We start from the raw sequence: 12,994 nt of genomic DNA, 5'->3' as shown, positions 1-12,994 counted from the left end.
TGAGTATTTCCGTGTAGACAATCTTGAGAACATAGACGAAGTCAAACGTGCTGTAGCCTTTCTTTCTACAAGCATGGACCTATCGACCGTATCGAGTCCCACAATGAATACTGGCTTGAGCTGGACGCAATACTCAGAGAACAATTCAATGTTTTTGGTGCCAAACCGGAGGATCTCAAAAAGACCAAGTTTAAGTCTGAGATGAAGAAACTATTCAAAAAAGCAGATGTCCCTGTGGTACCTGGAGCTGTTATCCAGACGGAAGCAGATGTGGATAAAGCAGTGAAAGAAATCGGTCTACCAATGATTGCCAAACCTGATAATGGAGTGGGAGCGGCAGCAACCTTTAAGCTTGAGACAGAAGAAGATGTAAATCACTTCAAGGCTGAATGGGACCATTCTACCGTTTATTTCTTTGAGAAATTTGTCACTTCTAGTGAAATCTGTACCTTTGACGGGCTTGTGGACAAGGATGGCAATATCGTCTTTTCAACGACTTTCGATTATGCCCATACACCACTTGATCTCATGATTTATAAGATGGACAATTCTTACTATGTGCTTAAGGATATGGATCCTAAGCTGCGCAAGTATGGTGAGGCCATTGTCAAGGAATTTGGAATGAGAGAACGCTTTTTCCATATCGAGTTCTTCCGTGAGGGAGACGATTATATTGCCATTGAGTACAATAACCGTCCTGCAGGTGGCTTTACCATTGATGTTTACAATTATGCCCACTCTTTTGACCTCTACCGAGGTTATGCGGCTATCGTAGCAGGAGAGCCGTTCCCTGGTTCATATTTTGAACCCCTCTATTGCTTGGCGACTGCTCGGCGTTTAAGTTCACATTATGTTTACTCAGAAGAGGAATTACTAGCTAAATACCAAGGAGGTTTTAAGGCTAAGAAAATCATGCCAGCAGCCTTTGCAGAGTTACAAGGAGATATTCTCTATATGTTGACAACTCCAAGTCGTGAGGAGCTGGATCAGATGTTAGCAGACTTTGGTCAACGTCAAGAATAACGATTAGGATGAAAGGTGTTTGACCCCTTTTGTCCTTTTCTTAAAGATAAGTTAAATAAAGCGTTTTCCATAGATTCTTTTAGAAAAGATATTGCTAAAAGGGCTAAAAATTGATAGAATAAGGATTGTCTAAAAAAATTTAAGGAGAATCTATCAAATGGATTTTACATGGGCTATTAAATATGCCACAGAATTCTTGGGAACTGCTATTTTGATCATTCTTGGTAATGGTGCAGTTGCTAACGTTGAACTTAAAGGTACGAAAGGTCACCAAAGTGGCTGGCTCGTTATCGCGGTTGGTTATGGTATGGGGGTTATGATCCCAGCTTTGATGTTTGGTAATGTATCTGGTAACCACATCAACCCAGCTTTCACTCTTGGACTTGCTGTTAGTGGACTTTTCTCTTGGGAGCAAGTACCATATTACATCCTAGCACAAGTTTTGGGAGCAATCTTTGGTCAAGCTTTGGTTGTAGCGACTCACCGTCCTTACTACTTGAAGACAGAGAACCCTAACAATATCTTGGGTACCTTCTCAACAATTTCAAGCATTGACCACGGTACAAAAGAATCACGTTTTGCAGCTACTGTTAACGGCTTCCTCAATGAGTTTGTAGGTTCATTTGTTCTTTTCTTTGCAGCACTTGGTTTGACTAAAAACTTCTTTGGTGCAGAGGTTCTTCAATACATGAAACAAATGGCTACTCAAGCTGGACAAACTGTTGATTTAAGTGAATTGGCAGTGAAAGCTCAAGTAGCTCCACATACAGCTGCTGGGATCTCAGTTGCACACTTGGCACTCGGTTTCCTAGTGATGGCTTTGGTAACTTCACTCGGTGGACCTACTGGACCTGGTTTGAACCCAGCTCGTGACTTTGGACCACGTCTTCTTCACGAACTCCTTCCAAAATCAGTTCTTGGTCAACACAAGGGTGATTCAAAATGGTGGTATGCATGGGTTCCAGTTGTAGCTCCAATTGCAGCGGGTATTGCGGCAGTAGCACTATTCAAACTACTTTACCTATAAGAAATGAAACTGGGGTATCCCAGTTTTTTTGTTATAAAATTTCTAAATAAAATAGATATGGCTTGTAAAATATTCGAAAATCCTTTAAAATAAAAGAGTTGGAGGAATTTATGAATGTGAATGAGATTGTTCGGATCGTTCCGACTTTAAAAGTTAATAATCGAAAATTAAATGAAAGATTTTACATTGAAACCCTGGGGATGAAACCTTTGCTGGAAGAGTCTGCCTTTCTTTCCTTAGGTGATCAGACAGCTACGGAGAGATTGATTTTAGAAGAAGCTCCAAGCATGAGAACACGCAGAGTTGAAGGGCTTAAGAAGCTAGCTAGACTCTTGATAAAGGTTGAGAATCCTTCTGAAATTGAGAGCCTTCTTTCTCAGATGAAGTTTCTTCCTCGCTTATTTAAAGGTAACCGTGGGTATGCTTTTGAGATTGTTTCACCTGAAGAGGATGTGATTCTTGTTCATGCGGAAAATGATGTAAGAGATCTGGTTCCACTGGAAACTGTTCCTGAATTTTATTCAAATACAAGTATAAAATACTTGAGCCAATTTGAGGTTTCTATGGAGTTGCGTTTGCCTGAAGGGACAGAGAGTTTACTTGATCCCGAAGGAGTAGCGCCAGTAATTACCTTTACTAAAGGACAAGGACCAGATTTGGCTGTTGAAAACAATGTCACTTGGGACCTGACGATGTTAAAATTTTTAGTCAAGAATTTTGATCTAACCAGTCTTCGTCAGAAATTTGAAAAGACAGGCTACTTTGTCCCTAAGTCTGAAAAATTCTTCCTCGGTAAAGATACCAATAACATTGAATTGTGGTTTGAAGAAGCATGAAGTGGGAAAAAATTCTAAGAAAAATAGAAAATCAAATTGAGGCAGGGATTTATCCCGGGGCCTCTTTTGCGTATTATAAGGATGGTGAATGGAAAGAGTCTTATCTAGGATTGAGTGATCCAGAAAGAGACTTGAAGACAGAAAGTGGTTTGGTTTATGATCTAGCCAGTGTGAGTAAGGTCGTGGGAGTGGGGACGGTTTTGACCTTCTTGTGGCAGCAGGGCACATTAGATATTGATCGACCGGTAACGGATTTTTTACCGGAGTGTGATTATCCTGATATCACTATACGGCAGCTTCTGACCCATGCCACAGACTTGGACCCCTTTATTCCCAATCGAGACAAGTTAAGTGCAGAGGAATTAAGAGAAGCCATGTTTCACCTCAACAGACGAAATCAGCCAGCCTTCCTATACTCGGACGTTCACTTTTTACTCTTGGGCTTTCTTTTGGAAAAAATCTTTAACCAAGACTTGGATCAGATTATAGAAGAACAAGTTTTGGAAGCATGGGGAATGAAGGAGACCAAGTTCGGTCCCGTTGAGCAAGCTGTCCCAACAGTGAGAGGGGTGGAGGCCGGAATCATTCATGATCCCAAAGCTCGTCTATTAGGGAAACACGCTGGAAGTGCTGGTTTGTTTTCGACTGTTAAGGATTTGCAGATCTTTCTGGAACATTACTTGAAAGATGATTTTGCTGCAGAATTGAGCCGAAATTTTTCTCCTTTAGATGATAAGGAGCGTTCGCTAGCTTGGAACCTGGAGGGCGCCTGGCTCGACCATACGGGCTATACTGGTACCTTTATCATGTGGAATCGAGAGAAACAAGAAGCTACTATCTTTTTATCCAATCGAACGTATGAGAAGGATGAGCGTACCCAGTGGATAGTTGACCGAAACCAAGTCATGGAAATGATTCGTCAAGAGGAGTAGGGGGAAGCATGTCGAAAACCGTAAAAGGAACTCTGTATACAGTAGTGGCAGGGATTGCTTGGGGCTTGTCTGGAACCAGTGGCCAATACCTGATGGCACACGGGATTTCTGCTTTAGCCTTGACCAATTTGCGACTTATCATTGCAGGCTTGGCACTGGTGTTCTTATCCTATACGACTTCAAAGGATAAATTCCTTTCTTTTTTAAAAGACAAAAAAAGTCTGCTATCTCTGTTGCTATTTGCAGTTTTTGGACTTTTCTTAAACCAGTTTGCCTATCTTTCTGCCATTCAGGAAACCAATGCTGGAACGGCGACAGTTCTCCAGTATGTATGCCCCGTTGGGATCTTGGTTTATACCTGTATGAAGGATAAGGTAGCTCCGACACTGGCTGAGATTATTTCGATTGGATTGGCTATAGGAGGAACTTTTCTGATCGCGACGCATGGGAAAGTCGACCAGTTGTCTGTCACACCCCTAGGTCTGTTCTGGGGCCTCTTTTCAGCCTTGACCTATGCCCTCTATATTATTCTTCCCATCGTTTTGATTAAGAAGTGGGGCAGTATTTTGGTGATTGGTGTCGGGATGGTTATTTCTGGTGTAGTGGCTATTCCCTTCACAGGAGTCTTACAGGCCAGCATACCAACCAGCTTAGATTTTCTCTTTGCATTTGCTGGGATTATCATCATCGGAACGGTCTTTGCATATACAGCTTTCCTAAAGGGAGCTAGTCTGATAGGCCCTGTTAAGTCTAGTTTATTAGCTTCCATAGAACCAATTTCTGCCGTTTTCTTTGCCTTTCTGATTATGAAGGAACAGTTTTATGCGATTGATTTTATAGGTATGGCTATGATTTTACTAGCCGTGACCATTATTTCATTGAAAGATTTACTGTTGGAAATAAAGAGTAAGTAATTAAAAAATCCACTCAATCGAGTGGATTTTGTGTGTATAGATGATTAGTCTTTATTTTCGTGTGGCAAAATCAAGTTTAAGATAATTCCTGTCATGGCTGATAAAGCAGTACCTGAAAGGGTTACTGGACCGAGTTTAAGGATTGCTCCACCAAGTCCAAGTACCAGCATAGCACTTGCAATGATGAGGTTACGCATTTGGCTGAAGTCAACGCGTTCCTTAATCAAAACTTTTAGACCGTTGCTTGCGATAACTCCGTAGAGAAGGATGGACATGCCACCAAGCACAGCATTTGGAATGGTTGAAATCAAGGCAGTGAATTTACCTAGGAAGCTAAGAGCAATGGCGATGAAGGCCGCGTTACGGATAACAGAGACAGAAGCGATACGAGTCATCCCGATAACCCCTGTATTTTCTCCGTAAGTCGTATTAGCTGGTCCACCTAGGAAGGCTGATACAGATGTCGCGATACCGTCACCGAGAAGCGTACGGTGGAGTCCTGGTTCTTTCAGGAATTGACGGCCACAGATTTGGCTTAAAACTGTGTGGTCTCCGATGTGTTCTGAAATGGTTACAATAGCGATCGGCAAGATAGCGATTGTTTCAGGACCGAAGTACAAGTTGTACTCTTTAAAGGCACCACCCGTGCTAAATGGCAAGTAGAAACCAGGAATTTCAAACCAATTGGCTTGAAGGACTGGGGTAAAGTCAACCAAACCAAGCATCATAGCGAAGATGTACCCACCGATGATGGCAAAGAGGAAAGGAATGATACGAAGGAAACCTTTTCCTTTTGTATTGATAAAGGCGGCAATCAAGAACGTCACGACAGCTACAAGAGCGTTTTTCCAGTTTCCGTCTGCTACGAGTCCAGCATTCGTTACAGCAGAACCAGCAAGACCAAGACCGATAACGATGATCATAGGTCCGATAATGATTGGGGGCAAGAGTTTGTCAATCCATTTCGTACCTGCAAAACGAACACTTGCTGCTACAAGGACATAGACCAAACCAGTCAAGATGACCCCAGTTTGAGCAGCAGATACATCGCCTCCCATTTCTTTCATGGCTAGAGACATAGCTGTGATAAAGGCGAATGAAGAACCTAGGTAAACTGGAACCTTAAAGCCAGTAGAAATCATGTAGATAAGAGTTCCAATACCGGATGCAAAGAGAGCAACCGATACGGGCATTCCCAAAATTAAGGGAACGAGAATGGTTGCACCAAACATGGCAAACACGTGCTGGAAGCTTAGAAGAATACCTTTACCAGCAGAAGGACGTTGATCAACGTCTAGTAACAAGTCAACAGTTGATTCCTGTTTCATAAAAACCTCACTTTTGGGCACCAAAAAAGAGCCCATTATTTTGCAGCAATAGGCCCTCAGAGTAAGACTTTTTAAAAAATAGCTATCTTTTAAAAATTTATATAAATCTGCGCCTTCGTCACCTCACAGGATGACATTAAAAACCTTTGCTTGTGATAGTATAGCAGAAAAAAATGATTTTGTAAATCATTTTTTCCCGAGCCCAGAAATACGAGAGCGGGGTCCGTTTTGTAAACGAATTTTTCCCGAGCCCAGAAATACGAGAGCGAAGTTGATTTTGTAAATGGTTTTCTGAATTTTAAACAAGGGGGCACCATTGTTTAAAGTGGGCGTTTGTTGGGCATGCCAGCCTTTCTTGGGTACTTGTTAGGTGTTTCCTTTTTCTTTTCGACCACAGTGATGTAGCGCGGATCTCCATTTGGTAGGGCGTAGCTGAGATTGTCTTCGACCTTGCTGAAGAGGAGGTTGAGGGCATTCTGGGCTTCTAGCAATTCCTCGGGGGCATTGCTGGCCTTGAGTGCCAATAGTTTTCCGCCGACTTTAAGATAGGGAATGGTCAGTTCAGACAAAACCTGCATACGGGCAACCGCACGAGCCGTCACCACATCAAACTGGGCACGGAAGTTCTTGTCTTGAGCAAAGTCTTCTGCCCGTCCATGGTAGAAGTGAACACCATCCAAATCCAGCTCTTGAGCCAAAAGTTGAAGGAAGTTGATGCGCTTATTGAGCGAATCAATGATGGTCACATCTAACTGTGGATAGAGGATTTTCATGGGCAGACTAGGAAATCCTGCCCCCGCTCCGATATCAAGAAGTTTGATAGTTTCATTTGAAATCAAGCCTTGCAGAATAGGTGCAATCGAATCATAAAAATGTTTGAGATAAACTTCTTCTTTGTCTGTAATAGCGGTCAGGTTAATCTTTTCATTCCACTCGACCAAGAGCTCAAAATAGCGTTCAAATTGGTTCTTTTGCTGGTCCGAAAGTGGAAGATTTTGCTCAGCTAGTAGGCTGTAAAATGTTTCTGGTTTCATAGTAGTTTCCTTCTCTAGTATCATCTTATTTTACCATATTCATTAAAAATTTGATATACTGGTAGTAATCTAAAAGCAGAAAGGAATAAGATTATGACTTGGATTATTCTTGGAGTTTTGGCTCTGATTGTTATTTTTGTGATTGTTAGCTATAACGGTTTGGTTAAAAATCGTATGCAGACCAAGGAGGCTTGGAGCCAGATAGATGTTCAGTTGAAGCGTCGTAATGATCTCCTCCCAAACTTGATTGAAACAGTCAAAGGCTATGCGAAATATGAAGGTTCTACTTTGGAAAAAGTAACAGAACTTCGTAGACAAGTAGCCGCAGCAACTTCACCAGCTGAAGCTATGAAGGCCAGTGATGCCCTTACCCGCCAGATTTCTGGTATCTTTGCAGTAGCAGAGAATTACCCAGACTTGAAAGCTAGTGCTAACTTTATCAAATTGCAAGAAGAGTTGACCAATACAGAAAATAAAATTTCTTACTCACGCCAACTCTACAACAGTGTTGTCAGCAACTACAATGTAAAACTTGAAAGCTTCCCAAGTAACATCATCGCAGGACTATTTGGCTTTAAAGCTGCAGACTTCCTTCAAACACCTGAAGAGGAAAAGGCAGTTCCTAAAGTTGACTTTAGCGGTTTAGGTGACTAAGATGTTGTTTGATCAAATTGCGTGCAATAAACGAAAAACCTGGATTTTGTTGCTGGTTTTCTTCCTACTCTTGGCCTTGGTTGGTTATGCGGTTGGCTATCTCTTTATGCGTTCAGGTCTTGGTGGCATGATTATTGCCTTGATTATCGGCCTTATCTACGCTCTGACCATGATCTTTCAATCGACAGAGATTGTCATGTCTATGAATGGGGCGCGTGAGGTTGATGAGCAAACAGCTCCAGACCTCTACCATGTAGTAGAAGATATGGCCATGGTCGCTCAGATTCCCATGCCGCGTGTTTTCATCATTGAGGATTCATCTTTAAATGCCTTTGCAACAGGTTCGAATCCGCAGAATGCCGCAGTAGCAGCAACGTCGGGTCTCTTAGCTATCATGAATCGCGAGGAGCTAGAAGCTGTTATGGGTCATGAAGTCAGCCATATCCGAAACTACGATATTCGCATTTCGACCATTGCTGTCGCCCTTGCCAGTGCCATTACCCTTCTGTCTAGTATGGCAGGACGGATGATGTGGTGGGGAGGCGCAGGTCGCAGACGGAGTGATAATGATCGTGATGGAAATGGTTTGGAGATTATCATGCTTGTTATCTCTCTCTTAGCCATTGTTCTAGCACCTCTCGCAGCAACCTTGGTGCAACTAGCCATTTCCCGTCAGAGGGAATTTTTGGCGGATGCATCCAGTGTGGAGCTGACTCGCAATCCTCAAGGGATGATCAATGCCTTGCGTAAGTTGGAGAATAGCGAGCCGATGCATCAACATGTTGACGATGCCAGTAGCGCTCTTTATATCAATGATCCCAAGAAAGGTGGCGGACTCCAAAAACTATTTTACACCCACCCACCTATCTCAGAACGAATTGAGCGTTTGAAACATATGTAAAAAAATCCAGAGGTCGTCTCTGGATTTTTGCTATGTTCAACATTTATAAATCTTGTAAATCAACAACTTCCAAACCATTTTCTGTTAAACGATAGATACTCGTACAGACCTCTTTTAAGAAGCATCTGTCATGCGAAACAGTGATCAGACCGCCGGGATAGGAGGCAAAGAGTTTTCTGATTTCGGGTTGAGAAGTGGGAGAAAAGTTTCGTGTAGGCTCATCCAGAAGGAGAAAGTTTGGTTTGCGCAACACTAAATCCAAAAGTAGAAGTTTACCCTGTTGACCACCAGATAAGGAACGGATTTGGTGGTGCATCTCTGGATAGCTGAAATTGAGACTGGCTAGGTGGGATTGGATTTTCTGTAGTTCCTCTTTTTGCCCTGTCTGGCTGAGATAGGCTACTGGAGATAAATTCAATTGCAGTTTTTTGTGGTAATCTTGTGGCATAAAACCAAGCGAAATTTCTCTTTTGACGCTGAGCAGTTGTTGCAACTTGGCTAACAGAGTTGATTTCCCAACACCATTTGGCCCAATGATACCGATTTTATCTTGGCCACGGACCGTTAGTCGTAACTCCTGAGCTAAAATACGCTCGCCAATGGACAAATTTTCTTTTTCCAGTTGGACTAAGACTTTAGAAGATGGTAATGGTTGGATGTCTGAAAAGAAAAGTTGGATTTGTTCCTCTTCAAGTGGCTTTTGGATCATGGACTGAGCTTCCTTTTCAAAGCGTTTTTCTTGAGAGAGAACAGTTTTCATCTTTTTAGCCAATAGGCGACCGGCAGTACTGTCTTTGGTAGCTCGAAGTGCAGTTTCTACATTTTGCTTGACGCGGCGATGCTTTTCCATGGTTTTGTCATAGGCTCTCTGGTCGTTAGCAGCTTGCTGGCTTTGTCTTGCAAAATTTGCCTTTCTTTGTTCACTATAGCGATCATAGTCTAAATGCTCGACTAGCGTTTCCGCTTCTTTCCGATGCTTGACCAGGCGCAAGTGGACGATAGTATCAGCCGTTTGAGAAAGAAAGTCTTCATCATGGGAAATGAAAATAACAGTTTGCCTAATCTTTCGAATCTGACCTTTTAGCCAATCAACCGTCTCAAGGTCTAGGTCATTTGAAGGTTCATCTAAAAATAGAATCTCAAAAGGTTTTGCCAACTCATGGATGAGTTGAATTTTCAAAGCTTCGCCCCCTGATAGACTGCCAATTTCTTGGTCGCTAGCAAAACGGTCGCTATCAAAGTGCAATTCCTCCGCCAAACGATAAAGAATACTGTAGTCTAAATCAGCAGAATCCAAAAAGAAGTAGTCGTGTAGAGTCCTATTTTTCAGGATTTCAGGGAGTTTTTGAGGAATGTAGGCCAGTGATTGAAGATCAGACTGGATGTCGCCCTTGATAGTAAAATCAGGTAATGCTTCCCCCATTAAAGCTCGTAGTAAAGTCGATTTACCATTTCCTTCTTCACCAATAATAGCAACCTTTTCCCCGTCTTGGATAGTCATGGTTAGGTCAGATACAAGATCTCGTAGATCTTTGTTTTGCGTGATAGTTAGATGATTGATTTTTATCATATTGTTGCCCTTTCTAAAATGTCGATAGTGCATAACAAAAAGCTCTACTTTATCTAGTAGAGCCCAAAGTCACTGTCAAAACTCTATTATCCTCGTTGAAAAACTCGTCAAACTAGCTTGGAGCTGCCTAACCCAACCCAAGAGGAGCATAGCTTTCTAGTTTTTCGATTTTCAGTGAGGACAAGATACTAGAAAATCTAGTATAAAAAGAGCACACAAAAAAGAGACAAAAACAAGATCTACTAAATAAAGATTCTTTATTTGATAGACTTAGTTGTTCATGTCTCCCTTACCTCCGAGTATTAGTACCTCTATCCTATACCATTCAGGAAATTTTGTCAATAGAAAACAAGTAATTTCAAGCTCTAAAATCCGAAAACAGGTCCATAGAGAGTCAGTACGTGTTTGACATGTTCGTAGTGGAACTTGTCATAGTTTCGCCAAGCAGTGCGAGCTTGATTGTTTAGTTTTAGGCTCCCTAGTCCAATCAGAAGACTGGTACGTTGGTAAAATTTCTCAAGGTTGATTAAGATACTGTTGTCCAGCTTTTCTGCTTTTTTTAGTTCCTTAAGAGTGGTGTTCAGCAGCTCTTGTAGTCGAAGATCATCGGCTGTTCCTTGTTTGCAGCTTTGGTAGCTTTTATTTAACTCGGAAAGGAGTTGATAAGCTTCGGTGATGAGTGCTTTGTCTTCCATATGAGCATCCTCCTTGCTCTGATCTATTCTTGCCTATAGTATAGCACTAATAGGAAGGTTTGTCATAGTAAATATGTTAAAAAATGAGATTTTAATATCAAAGTTTGGAAAGCTGACTTATAGCCTTTTCATGGTATAATCAAGTGAGTACATCTTTATGGAGGAAATATGAAGTTAAATATTCAAGAAATTCGTAAGCAACCTGAAGGCCTGCATTTTGAACAAGCTTTAGACCTGGCAGCAGAATTGTGTAAACGAAATCAAGAGATTTTAGATGTCAAAGATATCCTTGCAGTGGGGAAGGTACAGTACGAAGACCGTCTGTATTTCTTAGACTATCAGTTGTCATATACCATTGTCCTTGCTTCCAGCCGCAGTATGGAGCCAGTTGAGTTGGCTGAGTCTTATCCAGTGACAGAGGTTTTCATGGAAGGAGCGACCAACCAACTGGACCAGGAAGTTCTTGATGATGACTTGGTCTTGCCTATCGAAAATGGGGAAATCGACCTTGCTGAGAGCGTAGCAGATAATATCTTGCTCAATATCCCTATCAAAGTCTTGACGGCAGAAGAAGAGGCGGGCCAAGGTTTTGTGTCAGGAAATGACTGGCAAATCATGACTGAAGATGAATACCAAGCCCAACAAGCAGTCAAGAAAGAAGAAAACAGTCCATTTGCTGGCTTGCAAGGACTGTTTGATGGAGACGAGTAGATGGTTTTATCCAAGAAACGTGCCCGTCATGTCATAGAGGAAATTATTGCCCTCTTTCCAGATGCTAAGCCTAGTCTTGATTTTTGCAATCATTTTGAACTCTTGGTTGCGGTGATGTTGTCAGCCCAGACCACAGATGCAGCGGTAAACAAGGCCACACCAGGTCTCTTTGCTGCTTTTCCAACGCCACAAGCCATGTCTGTAGCGACAGAGAGTGAAATTGCTTCACACATTTCTCGCCTGGGACTGTATCGAAATAAGGCTAAATTCCTTAAAAAATGTGCCCAACAGTTACTAGAGGATTTTGATGGTCAAGTGCCTCAGACTCGAGAGGAATTAGAAAGTCTAGCTGGTGTTGGTCGTAAAACAGCAAATGTCGTCATGAGTGTGGGGTTTGGGATTCCTGCTTTTGCAGTGGATACTCATGTGGAGCGTATCTGCAAGCATCATGATATCGTTAAAAAATCAGCTACGCCACTTGAAGTAGAAAAACGTGTTATGGATGTCTTGCCACCAGAAGAATGGTTAGCAGCTCACCAGGCCATGATTTACTTTGGACGAGCTATCTGTCATCCCAAAAATCCAGAATGCGATCACTATCCCCAACTGTATGATTTTAGCAATGTTTAAGAGGACACTGAAAAAAGTTTTTGCTTGATTTTAAGGGTGCTTTATGCTATAGTAAATGATAACTAAATAATCCTTTAAACCTGTCCCGTGAGGCAGGCAAGGAGCGCGATAAAGTAGAAGGGTGAAGTCTATACTGTTTATAGTTGGGCTCGCTTGGCCATACATTTCAAGTCTCCTTGTAGAAGGAGACTTTTCTTTTTGGAGGTTTGTCATGAAGACAAAAGAAGTTGTAGACGAATTGACTGTCAAACGAGCGATTACGCGAATTACTTATGAGATTATCGAGCGCAATAAAGATTTGAATAAGATTATCCTAGCAGGGATAAAAACGCGTGGTGTTTTCATCGCTCATCGTATCAAAGAACGCTTGGAGCAGTTGGAAAACATCACAGTTCCTGTTGTGGAATTGGACACCAAACCTTTCCGTGATGATGTTAAAAGCGGAGAAGATACTTCTTTGATTTCTGTTGATGTGACTGACCGTGAGGTTATCTTGGTGGATGATGTACTCTATACAGGCCGTACTATCCGTGCTGCTATTGATAACATTGTCGGCCATGGTCGTCCTGCGCGCGTGAGTCTTGCGGTGCTAGTTGACCGTGGACATAGAGAATTGCCTATCCGTCCAGATTACGTTGGGAAAAATATCCCAACCAGCCGTTCTGAAGAAATCATCGTAGAGATGACAGAACTTGATGGCCAAGACAGAGTTCTGATTACTGAAGAAGCTTAGAAAGCT

The 12,994-nt window shown here is 42.1% G+C and carries 13 protein-coding genes and 1 pseudogene; 10 read left to right on the top strand and 4 right to left on the bottom strand.

Annotated features, from left to right (window positions below):
• The 5 genes and pseudogenes from HMPREF0849_RS01395 to HMPREF0849_RS01375 all read left to right on the top strand — a co-directional run.
• Positions 1 to 1,023 (top strand): annotated as a pseudogene (locus HMPREF0849_RS01395) (ATP-grasp domain-containing protein); the annotation flags it as partial.
• A gap of 157 nt (positions 1,024 to 1,180) precedes the next feature.
• Entirely contained in the window at positions 1,181 to 2,050 is an 870-nt protein-coding gene (gene gla / locus HMPREF0849_RS01390; RefSeq protein WP_000348117.1) for an aquaglyceroporin Gla, read from the top strand.
• A gap of 110 nt (positions 2,051 to 2,160) precedes the next feature.
• Positions 2,161 to 2,886 (top strand): CppA N-terminal domain-containing protein, encoded by a 726-nt coding sequence (locus HMPREF0849_RS01385; RefSeq protein ID WP_001102079.1) that lies wholly within the window; start codon positions 2,161 to 2,163, stop codon positions 2,884 to 2,886.
• Positions 2,883 to 3,818 (top strand): serine hydrolase domain-containing protein, encoded by a 936-nt coding sequence (locus HMPREF0849_RS01380; RefSeq protein ID WP_000870776.1) that lies wholly within the window; start codon positions 2,883 to 2,885, stop codon positions 3,816 to 3,818. Before HMPREF0849_RS01385 ends, HMPREF0849_RS01380 begins: the two co-directional genes overlap by 4 nt.
• Positions 3,819 to 3,826: 8 nt before the next feature.
• Positions 3,827 to 4,732: a DMT family transporter gene (locus tag HMPREF0849_RS01375; RefSeq protein ID WP_000047996.1), complete on the top strand. Its 906-nt coding sequence runs from the start codon at positions 3,827 to 3,829 to the stop codon at positions 4,730 to 4,732.
• 44 nt (positions 4,733 to 4,776) lie between these two features.
• On the opposite strand, the gene HMPREF0849_RS01370 is transcribed toward HMPREF0849_RS01375, so the two are convergent.
• The gene (locus tag HMPREF0849_RS01370; RefSeq protein ID WP_000808282.1) at positions 4,777 to 6,060 is read right to left on the bottom strand and encodes a uracil-xanthine permease family protein; all 1,284 of its coding nucleotides are present in this window, start codon (positions 6,058 to 6,060) and stop codon (positions 4,777 to 4,779) included.
• A 320-nt stretch (positions 6,061 to 6,380) separates the two neighbouring features.
• The gene (gene rsmG, locus HMPREF0849_RS01365; protein ID WP_000801954.1) at positions 6,381 to 7,094 is read right to left on the bottom strand and encodes a 16S rRNA (guanine(527)-N(7))-methyltransferase RsmG; all 714 of its coding nucleotides are present in this window, start codon (positions 7,092 to 7,094) and stop codon (positions 6,381 to 6,383) included.
• Between the two features lie 93 nt (positions 7,095 to 7,187).
• Here rsmG and HMPREF0849_RS01360 point away from each other — a divergent pair, with 93 nt between their 5' ends.
• Positions 7,188 to 7,748 (top strand): LemA family protein, encoded by a 561-nt coding sequence (locus HMPREF0849_RS01360; protein WP_000219838.1) that lies wholly within the window; start codon positions 7,188 to 7,190, stop codon positions 7,746 to 7,748.
• A gap of 1 nt (position 7,749) precedes the next feature.
• Positions 7,750 to 8,649, top strand: coding sequence for a zinc metalloprotease HtpX (gene htpX, locus HMPREF0849_RS01355; RefSeq protein WP_000895721.1), 900 nt, complete (start codon positions 7,750 to 7,752; stop codon positions 8,647 to 8,649).
• Positions 8,650 to 8,692: 43 nt separating this feature from the next.
• Here the strand turns inward: htpX and HMPREF0849_RS01350 are convergent, their stop codons facing one another.
• A complete protein-coding gene (locus HMPREF0849_RS01350) occupies positions 8,693 to 10,252 on the bottom strand; it encodes an ATP-binding cassette domain-containing protein (RefSeq protein ID WP_009013495.1) in 1,560 nt (519 codons plus the stop codon).
• A 332-nt stretch (positions 10,253 to 10,584) separates the two neighbouring features.
• Positions 10,585 to 10,914, bottom strand: coding sequence for a hypothetical protein (locus tag HMPREF0849_RS01345; protein ID WP_000389552.1), 330 nt, complete (start codon positions 10,912 to 10,914; stop codon positions 10,585 to 10,587).
• 168 nt (positions 10,915 to 11,082) lie between these two features.
• On the opposite strand from HMPREF0849_RS01345, the gene HMPREF0849_RS01340 reads away from it, so the two are divergent.
• The 3 genes from HMPREF0849_RS01340 to pyrR all read left to right on the top strand — a co-directional run bounded on the left by HMPREF0849_RS01340 (position 11,083) and on the right by pyrR (position 12,988).
• A complete protein-coding gene (locus HMPREF0849_RS01340) occupies positions 11,083 to 11,625 on the top strand; it encodes a YceD family protein (RefSeq protein ID WP_000773195.1) in 543 nt (180 codons plus the stop codon).
• On the top strand, positions 11,626 to 12,255 hold the full coding sequence (nth, locus tag HMPREF0849_RS01335; RefSeq protein ID WP_000244426.1) for an endonuclease III: 630 nt from the start codon (positions 11,626 to 11,628) through the stop codon (positions 12,253 to 12,255).
• Between the two features lie 211 nt (positions 12,256 to 12,466).
• Positions 12,467 to 12,988, top strand: a complete 522-nt coding sequence (gene pyrR, locus HMPREF0849_RS01330) for a bifunctional pyr operon transcriptional regulator/uracil phosphoribosyltransferase PyrR (RefSeq protein WP_000850018.1) — start codon at positions 12,467 to 12,469, stop codon at positions 12,986 to 12,988.
• Positions 12,989 to 12,994 lie beyond the last annotated feature (6 nt).

Source organism: Streptococcus sp. C300 (genome assembly GCF_000187645.1).
Lineage (GTDB): Bacteria > Bacillota > Bacilli > Lactobacillales > Streptococcaceae > Streptococcus > Streptococcus oralis_CQ.
The sequence above is the reverse complement of the archived record's forward strand: the minus strand, read 5'-3'. Positions and strand labels throughout refer to the sequence as shown.